At 49.2% G+C, this 24040-nt stretch carries 25 protein-coding genes; all 25 read left to right on the top strand.

Annotation, left to right across the window (positions count from 1 at the left end; genetic code table 11):
- Positions 1 to 19: 19 nt before the first annotated feature.
- On the top strand, positions 20 to 214 hold the full coding sequence (spoIIIAC, locus tag C6P39_RS27015; RefSeq protein WP_026255597.1) for a stage III sporulation protein AC: 195 nt from the start codon (positions 20 to 22) through the stop codon (positions 212 to 214).
- Positions 215 to 233: 19 nt separating this feature from the next.
- Positions 234 to 620, top strand: coding sequence for a stage III sporulation AC/AD family protein (locus C6P39_RS27010; RefSeq protein ID WP_065541165.1), 387 nt, complete (start codon positions 234 to 236; stop codon positions 618 to 620).
- On the top strand, positions 617 to 2155 hold the full coding sequence (locus C6P39_RS27005) for a stage III sporulation protein AE (RefSeq protein WP_104805778.1): 1539 nt from the start codon (positions 617 to 619) through the stop codon (positions 2153 to 2155). Before C6P39_RS27010 ends, C6P39_RS27005 begins: the two co-directional genes overlap by 4 nt.
- Positions 2156 to 2195: 40 nt before the next feature.
- A complete protein-coding gene (locus C6P39_RS27000; RefSeq protein WP_104805777.1) occupies positions 2196 to 2549 on the top strand; it encodes a stage III sporulation protein AF in 354 nt (117 codons plus the stop codon).
- Positions 2546 to 3031, top strand: a complete 486-nt coding sequence (locus tag C6P39_RS26995; protein ID WP_104805776.1) for a stage III sporulation protein AG — start codon at positions 2546 to 2548, stop codon at positions 3029 to 3031. Before C6P39_RS27000 ends, C6P39_RS26995 begins: the two co-directional genes overlap by 4 nt.
- 60 nt (positions 3032 to 3091) lie before the next feature.
- Positions 3092 to 3877 (top strand): SpoIIIAH-like family protein, encoded by a 786-nt coding sequence (locus C6P39_RS26990; protein WP_095172451.1) that lies wholly within the window; start codon positions 3092 to 3094, stop codon positions 3875 to 3877.
- 139 nt (positions 3878 to 4016) lie between these two features.
- Complete coding sequence (locus C6P39_RS26985) at positions 4017 to 5609, top strand: peptide chain release factor 3 (RefSeq protein WP_095172452.1); 1593 nt, start codon at positions 4017 to 4019, stop codon at positions 5607 to 5609.
- Positions 5610 to 5849: 240 nt separating this feature from the next.
- Entirely contained in the window at positions 5850 to 6389 is a 540-nt protein-coding gene (locus tag C6P39_RS26980; RefSeq protein ID WP_104805775.1) for a M48 family metallopeptidase, read from the top strand.
- Positions 6390 to 6627: 238 nt separating this feature from the next.
- Entirely contained in the window at positions 6628 to 7434 is an 807-nt protein-coding gene (locus tag C6P39_RS26975; protein ID WP_242987157.1) for an ATP-binding protein, read from the top strand.
- A 15-nt stretch (positions 7435 to 7449) separates the two neighbouring features.
- A complete protein-coding gene (locus tag C6P39_RS26970) occupies positions 7450 to 8655 on the top strand; it encodes a 2-hydroxyacyl-CoA dehydratase family protein (RefSeq protein ID WP_095172454.1) in 1206 nt (401 codons plus the stop codon).
- Complete coding sequence (locus C6P39_RS26965; protein WP_104805774.1) at positions 8648 to 10294, top strand: 2-hydroxyacyl-CoA dehydratase family protein; 1647 nt, start codon at positions 8648 to 8650, stop codon at positions 10292 to 10294. The genes C6P39_RS26970 and C6P39_RS26965 overlap by 8 nt, the downstream gene beginning before the upstream one ends.
- Positions 10295 to 10321: 27 nt before the next feature.
- Positions 10322 to 11116 carry an acyl-CoA dehydratase activase gene (locus C6P39_RS26960; RefSeq protein ID WP_095172456.1) on the top strand — a complete coding sequence of 265 codons (795 nt, stop codon included), beginning with the start codon at positions 10322 to 10324 and terminating at the stop codon, positions 11114 to 11116.
- Between the two features lie 13 nt (positions 11117 to 11129).
- Entirely contained in the window at positions 11130 to 11330 is a 201-nt protein-coding gene (locus C6P39_RS26955; protein WP_095172457.1) for a hypothetical protein, read from the top strand.
- A complete protein-coding gene (locus C6P39_RS26950) occupies positions 11330 to 12043 on the top strand; it encodes a hypothetical protein (RefSeq protein ID WP_095172458.1) in 714 nt (237 codons plus the stop codon). Before C6P39_RS26955 ends, C6P39_RS26950 begins: the two co-directional genes overlap by 1 nt.
- Before the next feature lie 5 nt (positions 12044 to 12048).
- Positions 12049 to 14322: an oxidoreductase gene (locus C6P39_RS26945; RefSeq protein ID WP_104805773.1), complete on the top strand. Its 2274-nt coding sequence runs from the start codon at positions 12049 to 12051 to the stop codon at positions 14320 to 14322.
- Between the two features lie 553 nt (positions 14323 to 14875).
- A complete protein-coding gene (locus C6P39_RS26940; RefSeq protein ID WP_095172461.1) occupies positions 14876 to 15256 on the top strand; it encodes an Asp23/Gls24 family envelope stress response protein in 381 nt (126 codons plus the stop codon).
- Between the two features lie 146 nt (positions 15257 to 15402).
- Positions 15403 to 15810, top strand: a complete 408-nt coding sequence (gene nusB, locus C6P39_RS26935; RefSeq protein ID WP_095172462.1) for a transcription antitermination factor NusB — start codon at positions 15403 to 15405, stop codon at positions 15808 to 15810.
- A complete protein-coding gene (xseA, locus tag C6P39_RS26930; protein WP_242987153.1) occupies positions 15807 to 17102 on the top strand; it encodes an exodeoxyribonuclease VII large subunit in 1296 nt (431 codons plus the stop codon). The genes nusB and xseA overlap by 4 nt, the downstream gene beginning before the upstream one ends.
- 22 nt (positions 17103 to 17124) lie before the next feature.
- Positions 17125 to 17346, top strand: coding sequence for an exodeoxyribonuclease VII small subunit (gene xseB, locus C6P39_RS26925; RefSeq protein ID WP_095172463.1), 222 nt, complete (start codon positions 17125 to 17127; stop codon positions 17344 to 17346).
- The gene (locus C6P39_RS26920) at positions 17336 to 18238 is read left to right on the top strand and encodes a polyprenyl synthetase family protein (RefSeq protein WP_104805772.1); all 903 of its coding nucleotides are present in this window, start codon (positions 17336 to 17338) and stop codon (positions 18236 to 18238) included. The genes xseB and C6P39_RS26920 overlap by 11 nt, the downstream gene beginning before the upstream one ends.
- A gap of 14 nt (positions 18239 to 18252) precedes the next feature.
- Positions 18253 to 20115 (top strand): 1-deoxy-D-xylulose-5-phosphate synthase, encoded by a 1863-nt coding sequence (dxs, locus tag C6P39_RS26915; RefSeq protein ID WP_104805771.1) that lies wholly within the window; start codon positions 18253 to 18255, stop codon positions 20113 to 20115.
- A complete protein-coding gene (locus C6P39_RS26910) occupies positions 20112 to 20921 on the top strand; it encodes a TlyA family RNA methyltransferase (protein WP_095172466.1) in 810 nt (269 codons plus the stop codon). Before dxs ends, C6P39_RS26910 begins: the two co-directional genes overlap by 4 nt.
- 4 nt (positions 20922 to 20925) lie before the next feature.
- A complete protein-coding gene (locus C6P39_RS26905; RefSeq protein WP_104805770.1) occupies positions 20926 to 21786 on the top strand; it encodes an NAD(+)/NADH kinase in 861 nt (286 codons plus the stop codon).
- Positions 21787 to 21878: 92 nt separating this feature from the next.
- Complete coding sequence (gene argR / locus C6P39_RS26900; RefSeq protein WP_095172468.1) at positions 21879 to 22349, top strand: arginine repressor; 471 nt, start codon at positions 21879 to 21881, stop codon at positions 22347 to 22349.
- A gap of 5 nt (positions 22350 to 22354) precedes the next feature.
- Complete coding sequence (gene recN / locus C6P39_RS26895; protein WP_104805769.1) at positions 22355 to 24040, top strand: DNA repair protein RecN; 1686 nt, start codon at positions 22355 to 22357, stop codon at positions 24038 to 24040.

Here is a 24040-nt window from a genome sequence, read left to right as displayed (position 1 = left end):
GAGGAAGGGAGGAAGAATCTTGGAGGTAACAATTTTATTCAAAATCGGTGCAGTGGGGATCCTGGTCTCAGTGCTGTGCCAGATTTTAAAACACAGCCAGCGGGAAGAACTGGCTTTTTTGACAAGCCTTGCCGGACTTTTACTGGTACTGTTCTGGGTGCTGCCTTATATCAATGATCTATTCCAGACCATACAGGAGTTATTTGCGCTGTAGAGGGAAAGGAGGGCTTTGGATGGAAGTGGTGAAAATCGTCATGCTTGGCATGACAGGAGTGGTGCTGGCTCTGTTTTTAAAAGAGACAAAGCCGGAATACTCCCTGTATCTGAGCCTGGCAGTGGGAATCTGCATCTTTACCTTCATGGCGCAGAAGCTCTCCTATCTGCTGGACTCTGTACTGAAGATACAGGAATATGTGCCGGTGGACACAAAGTATCTGACCATACTGCTGAAGATGATAGGGGCCGCCTACATCGGCCAATTTTCAGCCAGTATCTGCAAGGACGCGGGATATGGAGCCATTGGGAATCAGATTGAGATTTTTGTTAAACTCTATATCATGGTAATGTCCATGCCGGTGCTCCTGGCTTTGATGGAGGCCATATACGGGTTTTTGGTATGAAAGGGGGGATTGGAAAAAGAGTCAAGGCAGCAGCATGTGTGCTGGCAGTGCTGTTTCTGGTATTGTCTGCAGCGGTGGAGGTGAAAGCCTCTTTTTTTTCGGCAAATGCGGGACAAGAAGTGATGAAGGACCGGCCACAAGGGACAGCATCACAGGATGGACAGCCAAATGAGGAAGCGAAGGATAAGGCAGCACAAGAAGATATCGCAGAGGAAGCCCCAGGAGAGAACGGAAGTGCAGCAGGGGAAGCCCCAGGAGAGGGCGGAAGTGCAGCAGGGGAAGCCCCAGGAGAGAATGGAAGTGCAGCAGGGGAAGCCCCAGGAGAGAACGGAAGTGCAGCAGGGGAAGCCCCAGGAGAGAACGGAAGTGCAGCAGAGGAAGCCAAAGGAGAGGATGGAAGTGCCCCAGGAGAGGATGAGGATACAGCGGTACCGGAGGAAGAAAAGTCAGAGGAGGAGATCAGGCAGGACACCCAGAGTGCCACAGCAGAAAAACTCATGGACGACATGGAGATGGAGCAGATGCAGGATGCCATCAATGAGCTTTTGGGAGAAGAGAGTTTTAGTCTGGAGGATGCCCTGCACAAGATCCTAAGCGGAGAGAAATTATTCTCAAAAGAATATTTCATTACCCTTATCAAAAATTTTCTCTACAAAAACCTGGCCGCTGAGAGGGATACCATGATCCATGTGGTCCTGCTGGTCCTTGTGGCAGCACTTTTTTCCAATTTTTCAAATGTATTTAACAACGGCCAGATGGGGGAAATCAGTTTTTATATTGTATACATGCTTCTTCTGGCAGCTTTGGTGCATTCCTTCGGCACACTCAGCATAGAGATAAGTGAGGGGCTGACAGGCTTTGTCACTTTTATGAAGGCGCTGATGCCCTCCTACTTCCTGGCAGTCACTGCAGCCACGGGAAGTGCCACGGCCATGGTGTTTTACGAGGTGGTCCTGGTATTGGTGTATGTGGTACAGGTTATCTTTTTAAAAGGTGTTCTGCCGGGCATCCATATATACGTGCTGCTGCAGCTTGTAAACTTTCTGCACAGTGAGGACTTTCTTTCCAAGATGGCAGAGCTTGTGAGGACTGTGGTGGAATGGACCATGCGCACCTGTATCGCGGTCGTGATAGGGATGCAGATCATCCAGAACATGATAGGGCCTGCCATAGACACACTCAAGCGGGATGTCATCGGCAAGACTGCGGCCGCCATTCCCGGCATTGGAAATGCCATAAACGGTGTGACGGAGGTGGCATTGGGGACTGCGGTTCTGGTGAGAAACGGGCTGGGGGTGATCGGTATGATCGTTATCCTGTGTGTTGGACTTCCCCCTGTCATCCGTCTGGGAATGACAACCCTGCTCTACAAACTGCTGGCAGCCATTGTACAGCCCATATCTGACAAGAGAATGGTGGGGGCTTTGGCCACCATCGGAGATGGCTGTATGCTGCTGTTAAAGGTACTGCTGACTATGGAACTGCTGTTTTTGATCACCATTGCAGTTCTCACCATTTCTTTTATCGGACATTAGAGTGGGTTTGAAAATTCATTCCGGGGAGGAGGCAGGCAATATGACAGAGACACTTTACGGCTGGATGCGGAACCTGGCGTGTTACTTCATATTTTTATCCGCGGTGATGCATTTTCTGCCGGACAACAATTATAAAAAGTACATTCAGTTTTATATGGGATTGCTGCTGATACTCCTTTTACTCTCACCTGTCCTGGATTTTCTGCATCTGGAAAATAAAATTGATGCAGGAGTGGACCGGTATATGGAAGAGGAGGAGCGGGACCGGGAGGAATGGGAGGATTATGCACGGGAAATCGAGGAGGAGTACGGGTGGAGCAAAGAAGGTAGCAGCCCAGAGACAGAACAACAGCAGGAAGACAATTCCCTGCAGGAAGGAGCGGTGGGTCCATGAAGCCATTTCCGGAAATGCTGAAAAAAGAGCAGATCGTGGTAGTGCTGCTGGCAGGAATCCTGCTGCTTATCATTGCCATGCCTGTAAAGAAAAAGGATACGGAGGAGCAGACGCAGAAGAGTACACCGACAAGTGAAACCAGCCAGCGAGCCAATTATGAGGACCAGCTTCAGGACCGGCTGAAAGAAGTCCTGGCTGAGGTAAAGGGGATAGGGAAGACAGATGTTTTCGTCACATTTGAGGATACGGGGGAGAAGGTGGTGGAGAAAGACGGCACAGACACAGTATATTCCAAGGATTCCAAAGGCAACCAGGAGCCTTATCTGTCCAACGAGCGCTATCCGAAGATCAGCGGCGTGGTGGTTGTGGCAGAGGGCGGGGAGGACCCCCACGTAATTCAGAATATTCAGGAGGCTGTGCAGGCATTATTTCAGGTGGAAGCCCATAAAATTAAAGTAATGAAGATGGTGACTGGCCGCTGACGTCCAAGCGCGTGTCTTTCGGCAGGGCAGTTGCTAAAAAGAATTAAAGGAGTAGCTCGCATGAAAAAAATCTTTAAGAAGAATCAGGTCATTATCACCGCGCTGGCAATCATGATTGCGGTTGCCGGGTACATCAATTATTCAGATAACCATCTGGGGATTGACAAAACACTGAAGAAAGCCAGCACAAACACAGCGGATGATAAGAGCAAAGAGACAGCGGACGCAGACGGGATCGTGGAGGATATTGACAGTCTGGATTACGACCTCACAGACGAATCCGCATTACTGGAGGAGAACGCAGCGGCAGAAAACGGGGACACAAATACCACGGAAGACCAGAATACAACACAGGACCAGAGTTCCTCATCCACAGACGGAACCGCCACAGGGGAAGACGGAAACACGACGGACAACAATGCAGACAGCAAAGATGCTTCCGCCGAGACACCTGGTGAGGCCGTGCTGACAGGGGCTTCCAATTTTGTGGCACAGGCAAAAGTGAGCAGGGAACAGGTGCGCTCCGCCAACAAAGAGACTCTTCTTGAGATCATCAACAATGAAAACATTGGAGACGAGCAGAAACAGGAAGCCATTGCCTCCATGGTCAAAATGACAGACCTGGCAGAGCAGGAGGAAGCTGCGGAACTGCTGCTGGACGCAAAAGGATTTGAGAACGTGGTAGTGAATCTGACAAACGATTCCGCGGATGTGATCGTTCCCCAGGAGTACATGGCAGATGACAAGCGTGCCCAGATTGAGGACATCGTAAAACGGAAAACAAGCGTTCCTGTAGAGAATATTGTGATCACACCTATGGATGAAGGGACTTCTGACGGGGAATAATAAAAGTTGATGTTCAAAAGACCCTGTTCCGCCAGGTGTTTTGCGGAGCAAGATCCCGAAAGTTCAAGAAAACCTTGACACCATATTCCCGGTATACTAAAATGTTTTAAGCGTGTAAAAGAATAAGGAGGTCCCTCAAGTGGCTGACTATACGAAAGAAATTACGAAAAGACGTACATTTGCAATTATATCCCATCCCGATGCCGGTAAAACGACCCTGACGGAAAAATTCCTTCTCTACGGAGGTGCGATCAACCTGGCAGGTAGTGTGAAAGGCAAGGCAACCTCACGCCATGCGGTTTCTGACTGGATGGAAATCGAAAAAGAGAGGGGTATTTCTGTTACTTCCTCTGTACTGCAGTTTAACTATGACGGTTATTGCATTAACATATTGGATACTCCGGGACATCAGGATTTCTCGGAAGACACATATCGTACCCTGATGGCAGCGGATTCTGCAGTCATGGTCATTGATGCCTCAAAAGGTGTGGAGGCCCAGACCAGAAAGCTGTTTAAAGTCTGTGCCATGCGTCATATCCCCATTTTTACCTTTATCAACAAGCTGGATAGAGATGCCAACGATACCTTTGACCTGCTGGATGACATTGAAAAGGAACTGGGGATTCCCACCTGCCCCATCAACTGGCCCATTGGTTCCGGCAAGAAGTTCAGAGGTGTGTATGACAGAGATACCAGGAAGGTACTCACCTTCTCTGATACCATGAAAGGCACAAAAGAGGGTATTGAGGAAGAGATCAGCGTCGACGAGCCCCGCCTGGATGAGGTGCTGGATGCGGAACAGAAGGAACAGCTTTTGGAAGAAATCGAACTGCTGGATGGTGCGAGTGCGGAATTTGACCAGGATCTGGTCAATGAGGGAAAACTGTCTCCCGTATTTTTTGGCTCCGCCCTCACCAACTTCGGTGTAGAGACATTCCTTGAGCATTTCCTGAAAATGACATCCTCCCCTCTGCCGAGGACTGCAGATATTGGAGTGATTGACCCCATGAAGGAAGAATTCTCTGCCTTTGTATTTAAGATCCAGGCAAATATGAACAAAAACCACAGGGACAGAATTGCCTTTATGCGTATCTGTTCCGGAAAATTTGATGCTTCCCAGGAAGTGTTCCATGTCCAGGGAAATAAAAAGATGCGCCTTTCCCAGCCCCAGCAGATGATGGCTTCAGACCGGCATGTGGTGGAGGAAGCCTATGCAGGCGACATTATCGGTGTCTTTGACCCGGGCATTTTTGCCATCGGAGATACGGTGTGTACACCGGGGAAAAAATATGCCTATGAGGGGATTCCCACCTTCGCACCGGAGCACTTTGCCAGGGTGCGTCTCATGGACAGCATGAAGAGAAAACAGTTTGTCAAAGGTGTCAACCAGATTGCCCAGGAAGGTGCGATCCAGATCTTCCAGGAGTTTATGGGAGGCATGGAGGAGATCATAGTAGGTGTTGTAGGTGTCCTGCAGTTTGATGTGCTGAAATACAGACTGGAAAATGAATATAACGTGGAAATACGTCTGGAGAACCTGCCATATGAACATATCCGCTGGATCGCAAACAAAGAATCTGTGGATATAGAAAAGCTGACAGGTACCTCAGATATGAAGAAAGTAAAAGATATGAGAGGAAATCCGCTGCTTCTGTTCGTCAATGCCTGGAGCGTTGGCATGACACTGGACAGAAATGAAGGTCTGGAGCTTGCGGAGTTCAGCAGAAACTGACAAAAAGAAATAATAATAAAATCCCTGCCCCGAAGCTGCCGGGAGGCGTCCCATATAGAAGGATGCCTTTTGGCAGAAACTGTCGGAAACAGGGATTTTTTTTATATAATTACCTGTTTTCACGGGAGTGAAAATACAGTATAATGAAAAGGCAGTAGTTTCGCCAAACGATATTGTCCACGCCGTGGACCGCGACTGCCAAACAGAGAGGGGAGAGTGTACAGCAACGGGGGTTATAAAATGGAATACCAAATAATATACGGCAATAGGACTACGCTGGGAATCCAGATCACACCGGAAGGGCATGTGGTAGTCAGGGCACCCCGGCATTACCCTAAGCGTAAGATCAGACAGTTTGTACGAATGAAAAAAGAATGGATACATAAAAAGGCAGAGGGCAGGAAAACAGATGCCTGGTATATCAATGCCCAGCCATACCAGAAGGAGGAAAAGGTGCAGTACCTTGATTCTGCCCTGGAAATCTTCACCGTGAAAGCAGATTACTATGCTGCGCTTATGGGGATTTCCTACGCGCAGATCGAGGTTATGGAAAAATACAGCCAATGGGGAAAATGCACAAAAGACGGCAGGCTCCTTTTTAACTGGAGACTGATCCTGGCACCTGAGGAGGTGCTGGACTATGTGGTCATCAATACACTGGCCCGTGTGAAAAATTATCCCTTTTTAACGATCAGGATGGTGGAACAGGTTATGCCGGACTTCCAGGTATGGAAGCAATGGCTGAAGGAACGGTCCATTTTGTTATGGAGCCGTGAGTAAACAGAATAGGTATCTGCTGAATCGTGGAGGCAAAGCTGTGAAAAGGCTTTGCCTCCATTGCTGTTTTAGGGTGACTTTTTCAGATATGGAAACAATATTTTGAAATACAAAGTAATATGTTTGCAATTTACAGAAAAATATGACGGAAATAAACAAATTGCATTGACTATAATCGACCGAATCCCTATAATGAAAGTATCAGTGCAGGCCCCTGTTCGGCAGGTCTGCAGATAAGAGGGTGAACCGCTGCCGGCGCAGCGTGTTTTCGGGAGGTGAGAAGGCATATGGGGTAGCAAAGATCATTGCCGTTGCAGGAAAGGGAGGTGTTGGAAAGACATCCATATCCGCTATGATCGTCCGTATCCTGACGCGGAAGTATCCGGATGCCAGGATATTGGCCATTGATGCGGATCCGGCGGTGGGGCTTGCCACAGCTTTGGGGGTTTCGGTGGAGAGCACAATGGATGATATACGGAAGGCAATTGTGGAAAATGTACAGAAAGGACAGAAGGAGGAAGCGGTGGAGTGTCTGGGTGAGGCCAGGAATTTAATGTTTGATGCCCTGGAGGAACAGGAGGGATTTGCATTTCTGGCGATCGGGCGCCCGGAGGCCGCGGGCTGTTACTGTGCGGTGAATGCCTATCTGAAAGAGGTCATCACCGTGATGGCAGAGCAGTTTGACTATGTGGTGATTGACGGTGAGGCGGGAATTGAACAGATTAACCGCCGTGTCATGGAGCATGTGACACACCTGATCCTCATTACTGATCCAAGCCAGAAAGGGCTGCAGGTCATCAAAACCATAAAAAAGGTGGCGGATGAACTGGTCATGTATGAGGTCTGCGGGGCGTTGGTGAACCGTCTGCCGGAGGCTGGGATGCTCCGGTTTTTGGATTTTGACGGGATCCCTTTTCTGGGATCCATCGGACCGGACAGCAGTCTGACAGAGTTTGATTTAAAGGGGAAGAATATTTTAGACCTGCCTGACAGTTCCCAGCTGGCAGCAGGGGTGGGGGAGGCACTTGCAAAACTACATATTGTATAAGGAGGTGTGAACCGGGTGAAAGATTTAAAGCACTTGTTTTACTTTGAAAATCTGCTTCAGGAGGCAAACAATGAGCTGGTGCAGCAGGCAAAGAAGGAAGGAAAACTGGCCATTGGATACACCTGTTTCCATATGCCGGAGGTCCTGCTCAATGTGGACAATTGTTTTTCCCTCAGGATGAGGGCACCCAGGACAGGTTCCCTGGAAATTGCCACATATTATATGTCCAACTATACCTGTGAATATTGTCGTGCTCTTTTGGAGCGGGCAGTGGAGGGCGGCTACAATTTTCTGGACGGTATTGCCGGGGTGGACGCTTGTGCCCAGATGAACCGTTCCATGGAAAATATTTTGGTGCAGAAACTGATACCGGGGGATAAATTTTTTATGTCCCATGTGGATGTGCCCTATAAAGTCACAGAACACGGGGTAGAACACCAGGCAGAGCAGATTCGGACGAAAGTGTTTCAGAAGCTGGAAGAAAATTACGGGGTGGACACCTCGGACGAGGCCATAAGGAAAGCCGTGGAAGAACACAATGAAATCTGCCGCATCATAACTGAGATGGGAGAATACCGCAAGGAGGATAACCCGCGCATCACCGGATATGAATTCCATATTCTGAACCTGGTAACCTATGTATGTCCCAAATATCTGATCCTGGAAAAACTGCGGGAGACCCTGGAGGAGATAAAGAACAGGGAACCGGATGAAAAAAAGAACTACCGGGCCAGGGTTGTCATGGCGGGAAGTGAGATTGACGATCCTGATTTTACGAAGCTGGTGGAGGAGGCGGGTGCCCTTGTGGTGGCAGACCGTTTCTGCTTTGGGTCTTTCCCGGGAAGACAGGAGATACAGCTTGGAAATGAGGAAGACGCACTGAAGGCCGTGTGCCGCAGATACATGGAGGACAGCCAGTGCGCCCGTTATATGAGCCATGAAAAGATACAGGCAAGGCGGGATTTTGTGAGAAAGCTTTACGAGGATTACCATGCGGACGGTATCATTTACGAACAGTTAAAATTCTGTGACTACTGGGGATATGAAAGAGCGCTGGTCAGCCATATTATGCAGGAGGAGTACCAACTTCCGGTATTGTCTGTGGACCGCCCTTACCGGGCAGGTTCCTCAGGGCAGATGCGCACCAGAATCCAGGCTTTTGTGGAACGGATGGAAATTAAAAAAATCCAGAACCAGAGAGGAGGCACCCTCCATGGATAAAAAGATCGAAGAACTGCTGGAAAAAGGAAAAGAAATAAAAAACCAGGGGCAGGATATCCTGAAAAAGGAGAGAAAAACCGTCTCCAGGGCATTCCAGGCATGGAAGGATATGGACCATCACAAGGGGGATGTCCATACCGGTGAGCTGACCACTGCATTCAGGGAGTGGAGGGGCGTTAAGGACACGGCCTACGATTTTGCAAAATGGCTGCAGGTGTGGGGAGATATGAGCCTCATGATCATGAAAAATCCCGTAGGTTCCGTAAAAGGATTGTGGAAATACAGATGGTTCAGTTCGTATCTGCAGACGCCCATGTTTATTGATGCCCAGCTCACAGGCCTGCGGGGCCCCCAGCTCCGTATTGCCAGGGAGCACATGAGGATGATCGTGCGGTTCTGTACCCGCCTTCTGGAAAATACCTTCAAGGCAGACGAAAATCTGAATGGCCCCAATGCCCTCAGTGACAAGATTGTACTTTTTGATGAGATGATGCCCATACATATCATGGCAGGTTTTCCAAATCTGATAGGTATGCCCTCCCAGATGGCGCCTGTGTATATCACCTCCCTTCTGGACCAGCAGATGCAGGTCCACTATCTGGACGAGACAGAAAATTACGGGCTTCCGGCAGATGTGTGTCCTCTGCCCTCCGCGGAGGCCGGGTGTGGGATCGCCGGGGATTATCCGGTATTTGGAAAATGCTACATAACCAGCAGTATGCCCTGTGACGGAAGCGTCATGACGAATATCTTCCAGGACAGATACTTTAAGCTGCCCACCTATCCCCTTACCCTTCCGGTGCGTTACCTGGATGAACAGGCAGTGGACTACGCGGTGGAAGAAATAAAGGGTATGATCCGCTTTATTGAGGAGAACACCGGGGAGACATTTGATTGGGACGCTTACTTTGAAGCAATGGAAAGATACAATCGGGAGACGGAATATGAACAGGAGAAGTGGGATGTAAACCAGACTGCATATCCCCAGATTACAGGCTCCATCCTGGCTATATACCGGGAATTAAGCTACATGGCAGACGCAGGCCGGGATCCCAGATTCCTGAAAACAGATGAGAAAGTAAACAAGATTATGATGAAGGCCTACCGGGAGAAGAATCCATGTGCAAAAGAGATGCGGCACCGGGCCGTGGTCTGGTCCTGTCCGGCACATTATTACGCCAACTTCGGAAACTGGGCGGAGCAGTGCTGGGGCATTGACGTGCTTATTGATATGGAGAGCATGATGTCCATGAAGTTTATCGACACAGAGGACAAGGAGGAATCCCTGAAGGATATTGCGTGGACATATGAGCGCATGGCAATGAGAAAACATACAAACGGCGGGTATGCCAATGTGCTGGACGAACTCTGGAAAGTCTGTGAGCAGTTCCATGCGGACATGGTCATTATGTACAGCCATATTTCCTGCAAGACTATGGCAGGGCTTCAGGGATTGTTTGATGACCAGGCAAGGGAACGGGGAATCCGTTTTATCTGGGTGGAGCACGATTTGATGGACCCCAGAACGGTTTCCAGGCGGCATATGAGAGAGTCCGTGAACCGCTACATGCGCACGGTTATGCATGAGGAACCCGTGGACCCGTCTCTGGAAGACTTTGACGATGAGAAAGAATGGTAGATACCCGGGAGAAGGAGGTTGCAGGCAATGAAAAAATATTATGGCGGATGTGACGTGGGCTCCACCTATACCAAATGCGTGATTCTGGATGAAGAGGGAAATATAGCTGCCCACACAACAATAAAAAGTAAGATCAATCCATCGGAAAGCTCCGTGATCGCCATGGATGAAACCGTAAAACAGGTGGAGGAGCTGAACAGCCCCAAAGACCTGGCCTATCTGATCGGAACCGGATATGGCAGGAACAAGGTACCCTTTGCGGATGAAAATATTTCAGAGATAAGCTGCCATGCCATGGGCGTCCATGTGACAAACCCGGAGGTGAGCGCCATCATTGATATCGGCGGTCAGGATGTGAAAGGAATCGCCATAGATAAAGACGGAACCGTTAAAAATTTTGCCATGAATGACAAATGTGCAGCCGGGACCGGACGCTTTTTTGAGACCATGGCAAATGCTTTTGAAATGTCCCTGGAGGATTTTTCAAACCTGTCTTTAAGCGCAAAAAATGTGATACCCATCACGGCCCAGTGTACCGTGTTTGCGGAGAGCGAAGTCATTACCCTGGTAGGTGAGGGAAAGGCCAGGGATGAGATCGCAGCCGGGATCGAGCTGGCAGTGGCAAAGAGATGTTTTGTCATGGCAAAAAAAGCCGGTGTTACGGACAGGATCACGCTGACCGGAGGCTGTGCCAAAAATGCAGGGCTGAAAAAGGCCATCGAACATGTCCTGAAAGTAAAAGTGATCGACCTGGACGTGGACCCGCAGCTTATGGGAGCGCTGGGAGCAGCGGAATATGCCCGCCAGAAGGGAAGAAGGTAAAGGAGGAAATCCTATGAAGAAAGAGTGCTGTGTAAAAACATGCTGTATCAAAAAACACGGATGCATCCTGAAAAAGGTACTGGCAGTGAGTACCGTCGCAGCTGTCCTGCTGTTTATCATATACATATTCAATCTGGATGTGAAGCTGATCGGTTTTGTCTACAAGCTGCTGGGAAAGCATTATGACGATATGGACAGGGAGAGAAAACTTTAATGGAGATACAGGACCGGATCATTCGGGACACCCGTTTCCTGCTGCGGGATATCCCGTCCGCCTGTTTTCCCTATGACGCAGAGAACTGTGCACCGGCCAGGAAGGAGAGCCAGGTACTGCTCCAAAAAGAGACGGCCTTTGAGCTTGGGGGAAGGGAGAAAAAGAGTGCGGCATACACCTGTATCTCCTCCACGCCCGGTATTGTAGGGCAAAGCGCCACCCTGGTCTACGGTCCCGATCTGGGGCAGATAAAAGGCCCCCTCTCCTATGCAAGAATCACTTTTGCGGAGACCGGGGATATAGGGGAAGACGACAGGGCATATCACATCTGTAAAGATATTGACCTGATAAAATACAGCGTCTACCCGGAAGGTTTTATGGTGAGGGCCTCCTCCATGGAGGTGCGGGAACAGGTACGTGTGGGAAAAAAGGCTGTGAAGGACGGGCTTACCTTTGCGCAGACAGGAAATCTGTTTATCAGAAACTATTTGGAATACCCCGGTGTAAAAGCCGTGCAGGTCCTTTTCATAACCGGGGATACCGTAGATTTCAAAGCACTGGATCAGCTTGCCAAAAAGAATAAAATGATAACAAAAGCACTGAATAAGATCATGGAAAAGGCAGATAAAGAGTGCAGCACCTGCGGATTAAAAGAAATCTGCGATGAGGTGGAGGGGCTTCGGAAGATGCATTTCCAGAACAGAGAGAGGTGACACATTTGAAAACAGATAAAATCGTTCAGAAGCTGGTTGACAGCTACGGCAATTGGGTACAGGAGGAGAAAGAAAACTGTCCAGGGCACACGGCTGTCATGAGCAAAGAGCTGTATCCCTATGACGCAGTCTTTTCACCCATACGGGTCAACCGTATCACCCTGAAAAACAGGGTGGTCATGGCGCCCATGGGCAATCTGAATATGTGTGAGGAAAACGGACGGCCAAATGACAAGATGCTTCAGTATTTCTTTGCCAGGGCAAAAGGAGGGACCGGCCTTCTCACAACCGGGCTGATCCCTATCAGCCATGGCATTGACAATACGGTTACCGAGCCTGGAAAATTAAGCTTTTTCCCTAGGATTGACAGAAGCAGGACTGTTTTCTCCGGATGGCGGGATTTGGCACAGGGTGTACATGCATATGGAAGCCGGATCTTTATTCAGCTTACCCCCGGACTTGGAAGGGTGGGACCGCCCCAGTGCGTGATCAATGAGATGAAGCTGCCCTGTTCCGCATCCCTGAATCCCAATTTCTATATTCCGGAGCTGCCCTGTCTGCCGCTCACCGACCTGGGCCTTCACAAGATCATTAAAAATGGCAGCCAGGCTGCCTCTGACGCAAAGACGGCAGGTCTTGACGGCGTCTATCTCCACGGGCATGAGGGCTATCTTCTGGATCAGCTCACAAACCCGGCGTTCAACCGGAGAAAAGCAGGAAGATATGCCTACTGGCAGAATTTTGGCCTGGACCTGGTACGGGAGATCAGAAAACGTGTGGGGGACAGCTACCCGATCATGTACAGGATCGACTTATCCCTGGCCCTCAATGAGACTTACAAAGAGCGGATGGAGACGGTGAGATCCTTAAAGAAATTTACAAACGGCAGAACCATCTATGACACGCTGCGCTATATGGAAAACCTGGTAAAAGCAGGTGTGGATATGTTTGATGTGGATTTGGGCTGCTATGACAACTGGTGGCTGCCCCATCCCCCGGCAGGAATGCCTGCAGGCTGCTTCCTGGATATTTCCAGGATCGCAAAAAAATATTTCAAGACCAGGGAAGTGAGATCCAATGCCGGTCTGGAGGTGCCCATTGTAGCAGTGGGAAAACTGGGATACCCGGATTTGGCGGAGAAAGCCATCCGAGACGGCATGTGCGACCTTGTCATGCTGGGACGTCCCCTTCTGGCTGACCCGGACTGGTGTAAAAAGGCATATGCCGGAGAGGTGGAGCGGATCCGTCCCTGCATCGGATGTCAGGAAGGCTGCATCAATGAGTTTGTGGAGGGCGGCCATCCCCAGTGTGCCGTGAATCCCAGAACCGGATTCGAGGATGTGATCCCCGAGACACTGCCAAGAGCTGAACAGAAAAAGAAGATCGCTGTTGTGGGTGCAGGCCCCTCGGGCATGCAGTTTGCCCTGACCGCGTCAGCCCGGGGACACCAGGTGACTCTCATCGAGCGGGAAAAAGAGCTTGGAGGCAAGGTTGTGCCGGGCAGCAGGCCTAAGATTAAATTTGATTTTAAGAACTATCTGGAATATCTCGTCAGAGAAGTCCGTCTGGCAGAGGAAAAAGGCAGTCTTACAGTGTCCACCGGTGTGGAGGCAGATACCTCCTGGCTGAAAGAACAGAACTTTGACGCCATTGTTTACAATATCGGAACCACCAGTGTGGTGCCAAAAATTCCGGGAGTGGACCGGGCACACTGGGTGCAGGCCACAGACCTTCTGATCGATCCTGGAAAGCTGGGAGAGGCAAAGAAAACCGTAGTCATCGGCGGCGGTGTTGTGGGATGCGAGACGGCATACTGGCTTAAATATGAGAAAGGCTGTGATGTGACGGTGGTAGAGATGCTGCCCTACATTATGAGCGGTGCGTGTACAGCCAACCGCTATCATCTGATCCATTACATGGAAAAGGCCGGTGTCAGGCTTCTCAATTGTGCGAAGGTTACAGGGTTTACAGGGAGCGGAGTCCAGATAGAAAAAAACATATCAAAAGGCGTACCGGACCCATACAATACCTGGCAGCCCCAGCTCCCCGAGAATATTGCCAATCCACTGGCTAAAAAGATCGGCCCGGAGAGGGAGGCGAGGGAGCTTGCCGCTGATCTGGTCGTATTTGCAATGGGCGGAAGGCCGGATGACAGCTTGTATCTGGAGGGGCTTAGAATGCATGCGGCGAAAGAGATGTATAATATTGGTGACAGCTTCTCAGGCGGAAGAGTGCTGGAGGCGGCACGGGCGGCTTATCGTTTGGGAAGGGATATTTAATGAAAATGGCTGGTAGGGGGACGGGTTGGAGGGGGAGGCTGCTGTCCTCTTCCGGCAGCCAGCTCCGTTCCCCTTCAACTAATCGCTAACTGCGGCTAAGACGCTCAGCAAAGGCTTCGCGCCAAGTCTCCGTAAGCGATGGATTTTCAGGCTCTCTACCGCAATGTCTCCCGGAAGAGGACAGCAGCCTCCCCCTCCAACCCTAGTGTTCTCTGCCGGAAGATAATAAGAGAATGGCCATACGATAATTTGATAAAAAACAAATATGCACCTCATATGGTTACGGCGTTGTTGTACATGATTTCATCTTATAAGGATATGAGCAAGAATAGAAAAAGCCACAAAAACTGTGGCTAATGAAAAACAGGAAGCGGATGGGGGCGGGGCGGGGTGGGATAAACTNCTTCCGTCCGCCTTCCCACCGCCTTCCGTCCGCCCTTGATACCATATGATTTTCCGGCATTGATTTTCCAGCATAAAAATTTCTCTTTTAATTTTCATAGGAATTTGGTATAATAACAACCAGGAGATTTTCCTATAGGAGGTTGAAACTATGGCGGAAGACAGAAATATTTATAAGATACATGATAACGGTTCGCTGGGTGAAGTGCAGATTGCTGACGAAGTAGTCGCTATCATCGCAGGACTGGCTGCTACAGAAGTTGACGGTGTTGGCTCCATGGCAGGAAATATCACCAATGAACTGGTAGGTAAGCTGGGCATGAAAAACCTTTCCAAGGGTGTCAAAGTGGACGTGCTTGAGGATGTTGTCTGTGTAGATTTAGCCCTGAATATTGAATATGGTTTCAATATCCTGGAAACCAGCAAAAAGGTGCAGGAGAGAGTAAAATCTGCGATTGAAAATATGACAGGTCTGAATGTTTCCGATGTAAATGTGCGGATTGCCAGTGTGGAGATGGAAAAGACCAAATAAGGTGAAAAACCCTTCAGTACCCTGACAAGTGAAGCACAGCATTTTGAAGTAAAAATGAAAAGGTGTCTTTTACAAAAAGGGCACCTTTTCTTTATAGAAGATTAGAGTGAGTCTGAAATGATTACAAACACAAACGGAGGATAACCATGGGTAGAAGAGAAATGAGGGAGCATATTTTTAAGCTCCTGTTTTTAAGAGAATTTAATCCGTCAGAGGAGATGCCGGATCAGATTCGGATGTATTTTGAATCCCTGGAGGAACTGGCTCCCATAAACGAAGCCTATATGCAGAACAAATACGAGAAGATTCTGGAACATCTGGATGAGATTGACGGCACATTGAACCTGGCGTCCTCCGGATGGAAAGTGAGCCGCATGAGCAAGGTGGATGTGAATATCCTGCGCCTTGCGGTCTATGAAATGAAATACGATGAGGATGTGCCTGTGAAGGTGGCAATCAATGAGGCAGTAGAGCTGGCAAAAAAATTCGGCGGCGATGATTCTTCCTCTTTTGTAAACGGTATTTTAGGAAAGATTGCCAAGGAGCTGTCATGAACAGCGTCTACTCCGTAGGACAGGTGAACACCTACATTAAAAATATGTTCACGCAGGACTTCCTTTTAAATAAAATCTATATAAAAGGGGAAGTATCCAATTGTAAGTACCATACTTCCGGCCATATTTATTTTTCCCTGAAGGATGAGACAGGAGCTATGGCCTGTGTAATGTTTGCAGGAGCCAGAAAAGGCCTGGCCTTCCAGATGAAAAACGGGGACAAGGTAATTGTGGGCGGCAGTGTGAATGTATACGAAAGAGACGGCAAATACCAGCTCTATGCAAAAGAGATCACCCTGGAAGGGGCTGGCCTTTTATATGAGCGCTACCTGGCTCTGAAACGTGAGCTGGAGGAGATGGGTATGTTTGCCCAGGATTATAAACAGCCCATACCGAAGCATATCCGTACCCTGGGCGTGGTCACCGCTCCCACAGGGGCAGCCGTGCAGGATATACGGAATGTGGCAGGCAGAAGAAATCCATACGTGCAGATCATCCTTTACCCTGCACTTGTACAGGGGGAAGGCGCCAAAGAAAGCATTGTGAAGGGGATCCGGATGCTGGACGACTATGGCGTGGATGTGATGATCGTGGGAAGAGGCGGCGGTTCCATTGAGGATTTGTGGGCTTTTAATGAGGAGGAAGTGGCGCGTGCCATTTTCAATTGTAAGACGCCTGTGATCTCAGCCGTTGGGCATGAGACAGACACCACCATTGCGGACTATGTGGCAGATTTGCGTGCCCCCACGCCTTCTGCGGCGGCAGAGCTGGCGGTTGGCGATGTGCGTATGTTGTTAAAAACTTTTGAGGATTACCGGGAGAAACTTTCCAGAAGTGTGGAGAACAAGGCTCTGCTTCTTCGGCAGCATCTGCGTCTCTATCAGAATAAGCTGCGTTTTTTAAGTCCCGAGAACCAGATTCGGGAAAAACGCCAGCATCTGATGGATCTGGAGGATAAGATGGAGGCTGCCATGAAGAATCAGATCTATATGGCAAGAAGAAGTCTGGATATTTACATTGAGAGGATGAAGGGATTGTCTCCCCTTGAAAAGCTGAATCAGGGATTTTCCTATGTGGAAGATATAAGACACCATGCAGTGACCAGCATAGCGCAGGTAAAGGTGGACGATACTCTGCATATACAGGTCAGCGACGGATGTATATCTGCGGATGTGACATATACGCAGGCTTTGGGCAGAGTTGACCGGGGCGGCTGTGAGAAAGAGCTGCACGCTTGTGCCGCAGGAAAGCCGAAGGAAGATGGTAAATGTGAAACAGACGATACAGAGTAAAAACCGGGAAGAGGTGTGATATTTGGCAGCGAAAAAAGAAGCAGAAGAAAAGACGATCGAAGAATCCTTAAAAGAACTGGACACCATTGTGGAAAAGCTGGAGAGCAGGGAGATTTCCCTGGAGGACTCCTTTACCATGTACCAGCAGGGGATGGAGCTTTTAAAACAGTGCAGCGGAAAAATTGATACTGTGGAAAAAAAGATGCTCAAGATGAATGAGAATGGTGAATTAAGTGAATTTTAAAGAAGAATTACAGAAGAGGACATATCTGGCTGAACAGGTCATCCGAAAATACCTGCCGGAGGAGTCCGGGTTTTCTAAAAATATGGCTGAGGCAGTGAACTACAGTATGCTGGCAGGGGGAAAGCGCCTGCGTCCTGTTTTTATGTATGAGACATACCGCATGTTCGGAGGCAGGGAGGAACTTGTGGAACCTTTTATGGCAGCGATGGAGATGGTGCATACGCACTCACTGATCCATGATGATCTTCCTGCCCTTGACAATGACGAGTACCGCAGGGGACGAAAAACCACACATGTGGTCTACGGGGAATCAGCAGCCATACTGGCAGGGGATGCCCTGCTGAATTATGCCTATGAGACGGCATTTGCCGCTTTTGATATGACCTGCGCATGCGGGGCGCCTATGCAGACCAGAATCGCTCAGGCTCTTAAGATACTGGGCAGAAAAACCGGTATATACGGAATGCTGGGCGGTCAGGGCGTGGACGTGGAAAACGACGGAAAACCCCTTACCAGGGAAATGCTTGACTATATATATGAGAATAAGACATCAGCGCTTATTGAGTGCGCCATGATGATCGGCGCAGTGCTTGCAGGGGCATCCAAAGAGGAGACAGAAAAAATTGAACAGGCGGCAGGCCGTATCGGCATTGCCTTCCAGATCCGGGACGATATCCTGGATGTGACGGGCAGCACGAAAGAGCTTGGAAAGGCTGTGGGCAGCGATGAGAAAAACAACAAGACCACCTATGTGACCCTGGAAGGAATCGAAAAAGCGGGAGAGAAGGTCAGAATTCTGACAGAGGAAGCCATTGGGCTTTTGCAGGAGCTGCCCGGAGAAAAAGAGTTTCTCACAGAATTGCTGATCTCACTTTGCACCCGCAGAAAATAGAGGTGCAGTAAGAAATGCTGTTAGAGCAGATAAAAAAAGAAAATGATATCAAGAGGATCCCGCCTGAGAATTTCCCGCAGCTTGCACAGGAGATCAGGGAATTCCTGCTGGAGCATTTAAGCAGGACAGGGGGGCATCTGGCTTCCAATCTGGGAGCTGTGGAGCTGACGATGGCTCTGCACTATGTCTTTGATTTGCCCAAAGATAAGATTATCTGGGATGTGGGGCATCAGTCCTATACCCATAAGATCCTGACCGGGCGGAAAGAAGGCTTTGACGAACTTAGAAAATTCGGCGGACTGAGCGGATTCCCCAAAAGGTCGGAGAGCTCATGTGACGCTTATGATACAGGACACAGCTCCACTTCCATTTCTGCGGGGGTGGGGTATGTCAGCGCGCGGGATCTGTCAAATGAGGACTACCGGGTAGTCTCCGTCATAGGAGACGGTGCCCTGACAGGCGGTCTGGCTTATGAAGCCCTCAACAACGCAGCGCAGTTAAAAAAGAATTTTATCATTGTACTCAATGACAATAAAATGTCCATTTCCGAAAATGTGGGAGGTATTTCCCAGTACCTGAGTAATCTGCGCACAGCAGACTCCTACACAGGGCTGAAGACGGAAGTAAAGCGCACGCTGAACAAGGTGCCCGGCATAGGACCTGCCATGGTGCATAGGATCCACAAGACAAAGGACAGTATCAAACAACTGATCATTCCGGGCATGTTTTTTGAGGACATGGGGATCAAATACCTGGGACCCATCAGTGGTCATGACTGCGGCCGTATGATCCAGGTGCTCAATGAAGCCAGGAAGGTGGAAGGCCCCGTGCTGGTCCATGTGCTTACAGAGAAGGGCAGGGGATACGAACCTGCCATGCGCCATCCGGCCAGATTTCACGGAACAGCCGCGTTTGACCTGGAACATGGAATTCCCTTGGCTAACAGCGGGAAGGCCAATTACACGGATATTTTTTCCACAGTCATGAGAAAATTCGGCGACAGGGAAAAAAAGGTGGTAGCTGTCACAGCAGCCATGCCGGACGGAACAGGGCTGAAACGGTTCCGCAATATGTTCCCGGATCGCTTTTTTGATGTGGGCATCGCGGAGGAACACGCCGTGACCTTTGCGGCAGGTCTTGCCTTGGGGGGGATGATCCCCGTGGTAGCAGTCTATTCCTCTTTTCTGCAAAGAGCCATGGACCAGGTGATCGAGGATGTCTGTCTCCAGAATCTGCATGTGATATTTGCCGTGGACCGGGCAGGCATTGTGGGAAGTGACGGGGAGACCCATCAGGGATGCTTTGATCTATCCTATCTGTCTATGATTCCCAACATGACGGTCATGGCTCCGAAAAATAAATGGGAGCTTTCCGATATGATGAAGTTTGCGGTGCGCCACAACGGTCCCATTGCAGTCCGCTACCCGCGGGGCGCGGCCTATGACGGCCTGGAAGAGTACAGGGAACCAATGGTGTACGGTAAGAGTGAGATGATCTATAAGGGAAAGGACATTGCACTGCTTCCGGTGGGAAGTATGGTAAAGACTGCGGAGGAAGTATACCATTTGCTGAAAGAGGAAGAGAAAGATCCAACACTGGTAAATGCCAGGTTCGTAAAACCTCTGGATACAAAAATGCTGGACAGCCTGGCTGATGACCACAAGATGCTTGTGACCATGGAGGAAAATGTAAGATCCGGAGGCTTCGGCAGCACCGTGCTGGCCTATATGCATGAGAGGCATCCTCAGGTACGTGTGGAGATTGTAGCAGTTCCGGATGCGTTTATTTCCCACGGCAGCCCGGATGTGCTGAAAAAAGAAGTGGGTATTGATGCTCTGTCCATATATAAGAAGATCAAGGAGGCATACAAAGGATGAAAGAGCGTCTGGATGTGATGCTGGTAAAACAAGGGCTTGCACCGTCAAGAGAGAAGGCCAAGGCCATAATTATGTCAGGCAATGTCTATGTGGACAATCAGAAAGAAGATAAGGCAGGCTCCATGTTTGCCGATACCGTAAAGCTGGAGGTAAGGGGCAGTACGCTGAAGTATGTAAGCCGCGGCGGACTGAAGCTGGAGAAGGCTATGGAGCGTTTCGGCGTGACCCTGGAAGGCAAAGTGTGCATGGACGTAGGTTCTTCCACAGGAGGGTTTACGGACTGTATGCTTCAGAACGGAGCTGTGAAAGTTTACGCCATTGACGTGGGACACGGACAGCTTGACTGGAAGCTTAGAAATGATGAGCGGGTGGTCTGCATGGAACGGACCAATATCCGCTATGTGGTGCCAAAGGACCTGGGGGAGCGCGCGGGTTTTTCCTCCATAGATGTATCCTTTATCTCCCTGACCAAGGTACTGCTGCCGGTCCGGGAGCTGCTGCTTGAAGGCGGTGAGATTGTCTGCCTGATCAAGCCCCAGTTTGAGGCGGGAAGAGAAAAGGTGGGCAAAAAAGGTGTGGTCAGAGACCCCAAGGTGCATGAAGAAGTGATCGAAAAAGTCATGGAATATGCAAAAAGTATCGGATTTGCTGCTCTGCACCTGGAGTTTTCGCCGATCAAAGGACCGGAAGGCAACATTGAGTACCTTTTGCACTTAAAGAAAAAAGATGGAGAAGAGCCAGCAGAGGATGCCGCTCTGGACGTTCACACAGTGGTAAGCGAGGCGCACAGAGAGCTGGACAAATAGACGAATGGAAAAATTTTTTATCATAGCCAACTGTGAAAAAGACGAGGGACTGAAAATTTCCAAAAAGGCGGAGGCTTATCTCAAGAGCAAGGGAAAAATGTGCACCATCGGGGCAGAGAAATCCTGTGAAAGAGATGCCAATAACCATTATACAGATGCCTCTTCCATACCGGAAGGGGTGGAATGCGTCATTGTTTTAGGCGGGGACGGTACACTGCTCCATGCAGCCAGGGACGTGGTGGACAGGCAGATCCCTCTTCTGGGAATTAATCTGGGAACCCTGGGATATCTGGCTGAGATCGACCACTCCAATATTGAGTCAGCCCTGAACCACCTGATGCTTGATGAGTATACCATTGAAAAACGGATGATGTTAAGCGGCAGGGTATTCCATGGGGGAGAGCTTGTGGCTAAAGACGTGGCGCTCAATGATATTGTGATCGGGAGAGAAGGCCCTCTGCGTGTCACCCGGTTTCACAATTTTGTAAACGGGGAATTTTTAAACTCCTACACAGCGGACGGCATTATTATTTCCACGGCAACAGGGTCCACAGGATACAGCCTTTCCGCAGGAGGACCCATTGTATCTCCGGAGACCAATATTCTGATCATGACGCCGGTAGCGCCTCATACCCTGAACACCAGAAGCGTGATCTTCCCGGCGGATGACGAGATAACCGTGGAGATCGGTGAGGGCAGGCAGAAAGGTATGGCACGGGCGGTGGCATCCTTTGATGGGGATACCAATGTGATTATGACAACCGGGGACAGGATCGTGATCAGGCGTTCGGTCCGTGATACCCAGATCGTAAAGATCAGCAATATCAGTTTCCTGGAAGTGCTGCGGCGGAAAATGAAGAACTGATAAAATGTTTCGCTGTCTATACGGCTATGGATTGACAGCAGCAGAGTGTTCAAATATATGGAACAAGTGAAATTTTATGGAAGGAGGGAACCATGAAGATTGCCAGACATTCAAAGATCATTGATCTGATCAACCAATATGATATTGAGACACAGGAAGAACTGGCTGCAAAACTGCAGGAGGCCGGCTTTGCGGTAACGCAGGCCACCGTATCACGTGATATCCGGGAACTGAAGCTGATGAAGATCGCCAAGCCGGACGGAGGCTCCAGGTATACGGTCATGGGACCCAGGGACAGCCAGAACAGCGAGAAATACATAAGGGTTCTCAAAGATGCTTTTGTATCCATGGAGATGGCACAAAATATTCTGGTGATCAAAACGGTTTCCGGTATGGCAAATGCTGCAGGCGCGGCCCTGGACAATATGAATTACAGCGAAGTGGTGGGCTGTATTGCCGGGGATGATACCATTGCCTGCATCAACAGGAGTACAGATGACACGATCATTTTAATGGATAAGATCAAAAAAATAATCAATGCTTATGAAGAGAGTACAAGGTAAAAAGTATGCTGGTACATTTACATGTAAAAAATCTGGCGCTGATCGACGAGATAGAAGTGGATTTTGCAGAAGGCCTGAATATTCTCACAGGTGAGACAGGCGCCGGTAAATCGGTCCTCATTGGTTCCGTCAATCTGGCATTGGGACAGAAGGCTTCCAAAGAGATGATACGGGACGGCGCGGAATTTGCTTTTGTGGAGCTGGTTTTTGAGGTGAATGAAAAAACAGCAGCACATTTGAAGGCCATGGATATTTTTCCTGAAGATGGGCAGATTATTATCAGCAGGAAAATCACCGGGAGCAGAAGTATCTGTAAGATCAACGGAGAAACCTGTACCGTATCTGTGGTTAAAGAAGCTGCCTCATATCTGCTGGATATCCATGGTCAGCATGAACACCAATCCTTATTATATCCGGAAAAACAAATGGATATTCTGGATGCCTATGGCAGGGAGGATATTTGGCCGGTCAGGGAAAAGACAGCTAAGCTGTACAGAGAATATGCAGATATGAAAAAGGAACTTTCCACCTACCAACTTGACGAGGAACAGCGGAAGCGGGAGATGGATTTTCTTGCATTTGAGATTGGTGAGATTGAGGATGCCCAGTTAAAGGAAGGCGAGGATGAAGCTCTTGAGACAGAGTACCGCCGCCTGATAAACGGTAAAAAGATCACGGAAGCACTGGATGAGATATATGAACAGACCGGATATGAGAGGGATGGAAGCGCAGACAGGATCGGAAGAGCTGTGCGGCGCCTTGCCCAGGTTACGGAATTTGACGAAAATCTTTCCGGGCTGTACGCTTCATTGAGTGATGTGGATGCGCTTTTAAGTGATTTTAACAGGGAACTGTCCTCTTATCTAAATGATTTCTCTTTCTCCCAGGAAGAGTTTTTACAGCTTGAGGAGAGACTGAACTTGGTGAATCATTTAAAGGCAAAATACGGAAAGACCATTTCTGATGTTTTCCTTTATAAAGAAGAGAAAGAAAAAGAACTGGAACGTCTCCGGAACTTTGAACATTACAAGGAGCAGCTGAAACATGAGCTGTCCGGGAAAGCGGAGGCACTCACAAAGAAAAGCGAAGCTCTGACAAGATCCAGAAAAACCTGGGCAGAAAAGCTGGAACACAAGATAACCCAGGGGCTGAAAGATCTGAATTTTCTGGAAGTGGAATTTCGCATTGATTTTGCAAAAAAGGAAGTCTTCACAGAAAACGGTGTGGACCGTATCTGCTTCATGATATCCACCAATCCCGGGGAACCGGTGAAAGATCTGACAAAGGTGGTATCCGGCGGTGAGCTTTCCAGGATCATGCTTGCGATCAAGACTATTCTGGCAGACAAGGACGAGAAGGAGACTCTGATCTTCGATGAGATTGACACGGGGATCAGCGGCAGGACAGCCTGGAAGGTGTCAGAAAAGATGGCGGTCATCGGAAGGCAGCATCAGGTATTGTGCATCACCCATCTGCCCCAGATCGCAGCCCAGGCGGATTTTCATTTTCTGATCGAAAAAAATGTGGAAAATATGGGCACACGGACCAGGATCCAGAAGCTGGGCAGGCAGGAGTCCGTTAGAGAACTTGCAAGGATGCTGGGCGGTGACAGGATCACGGACGCCGTTTTATCCAATGCTTCTGAAATGAAAGATTTGGCACGTCAACAAAAAAATACAAGATTGAAATAG

Source organism: Blautia marasmi (assembly GCF_900258535.1).
Lineage (GTDB): Bacteria > Bacillota > Clostridia > Lachnospirales > Lachnospiraceae > Blautia > Blautia hominis.
This window is presented reverse-complemented; position numbering and strand designations above follow the sequence as displayed.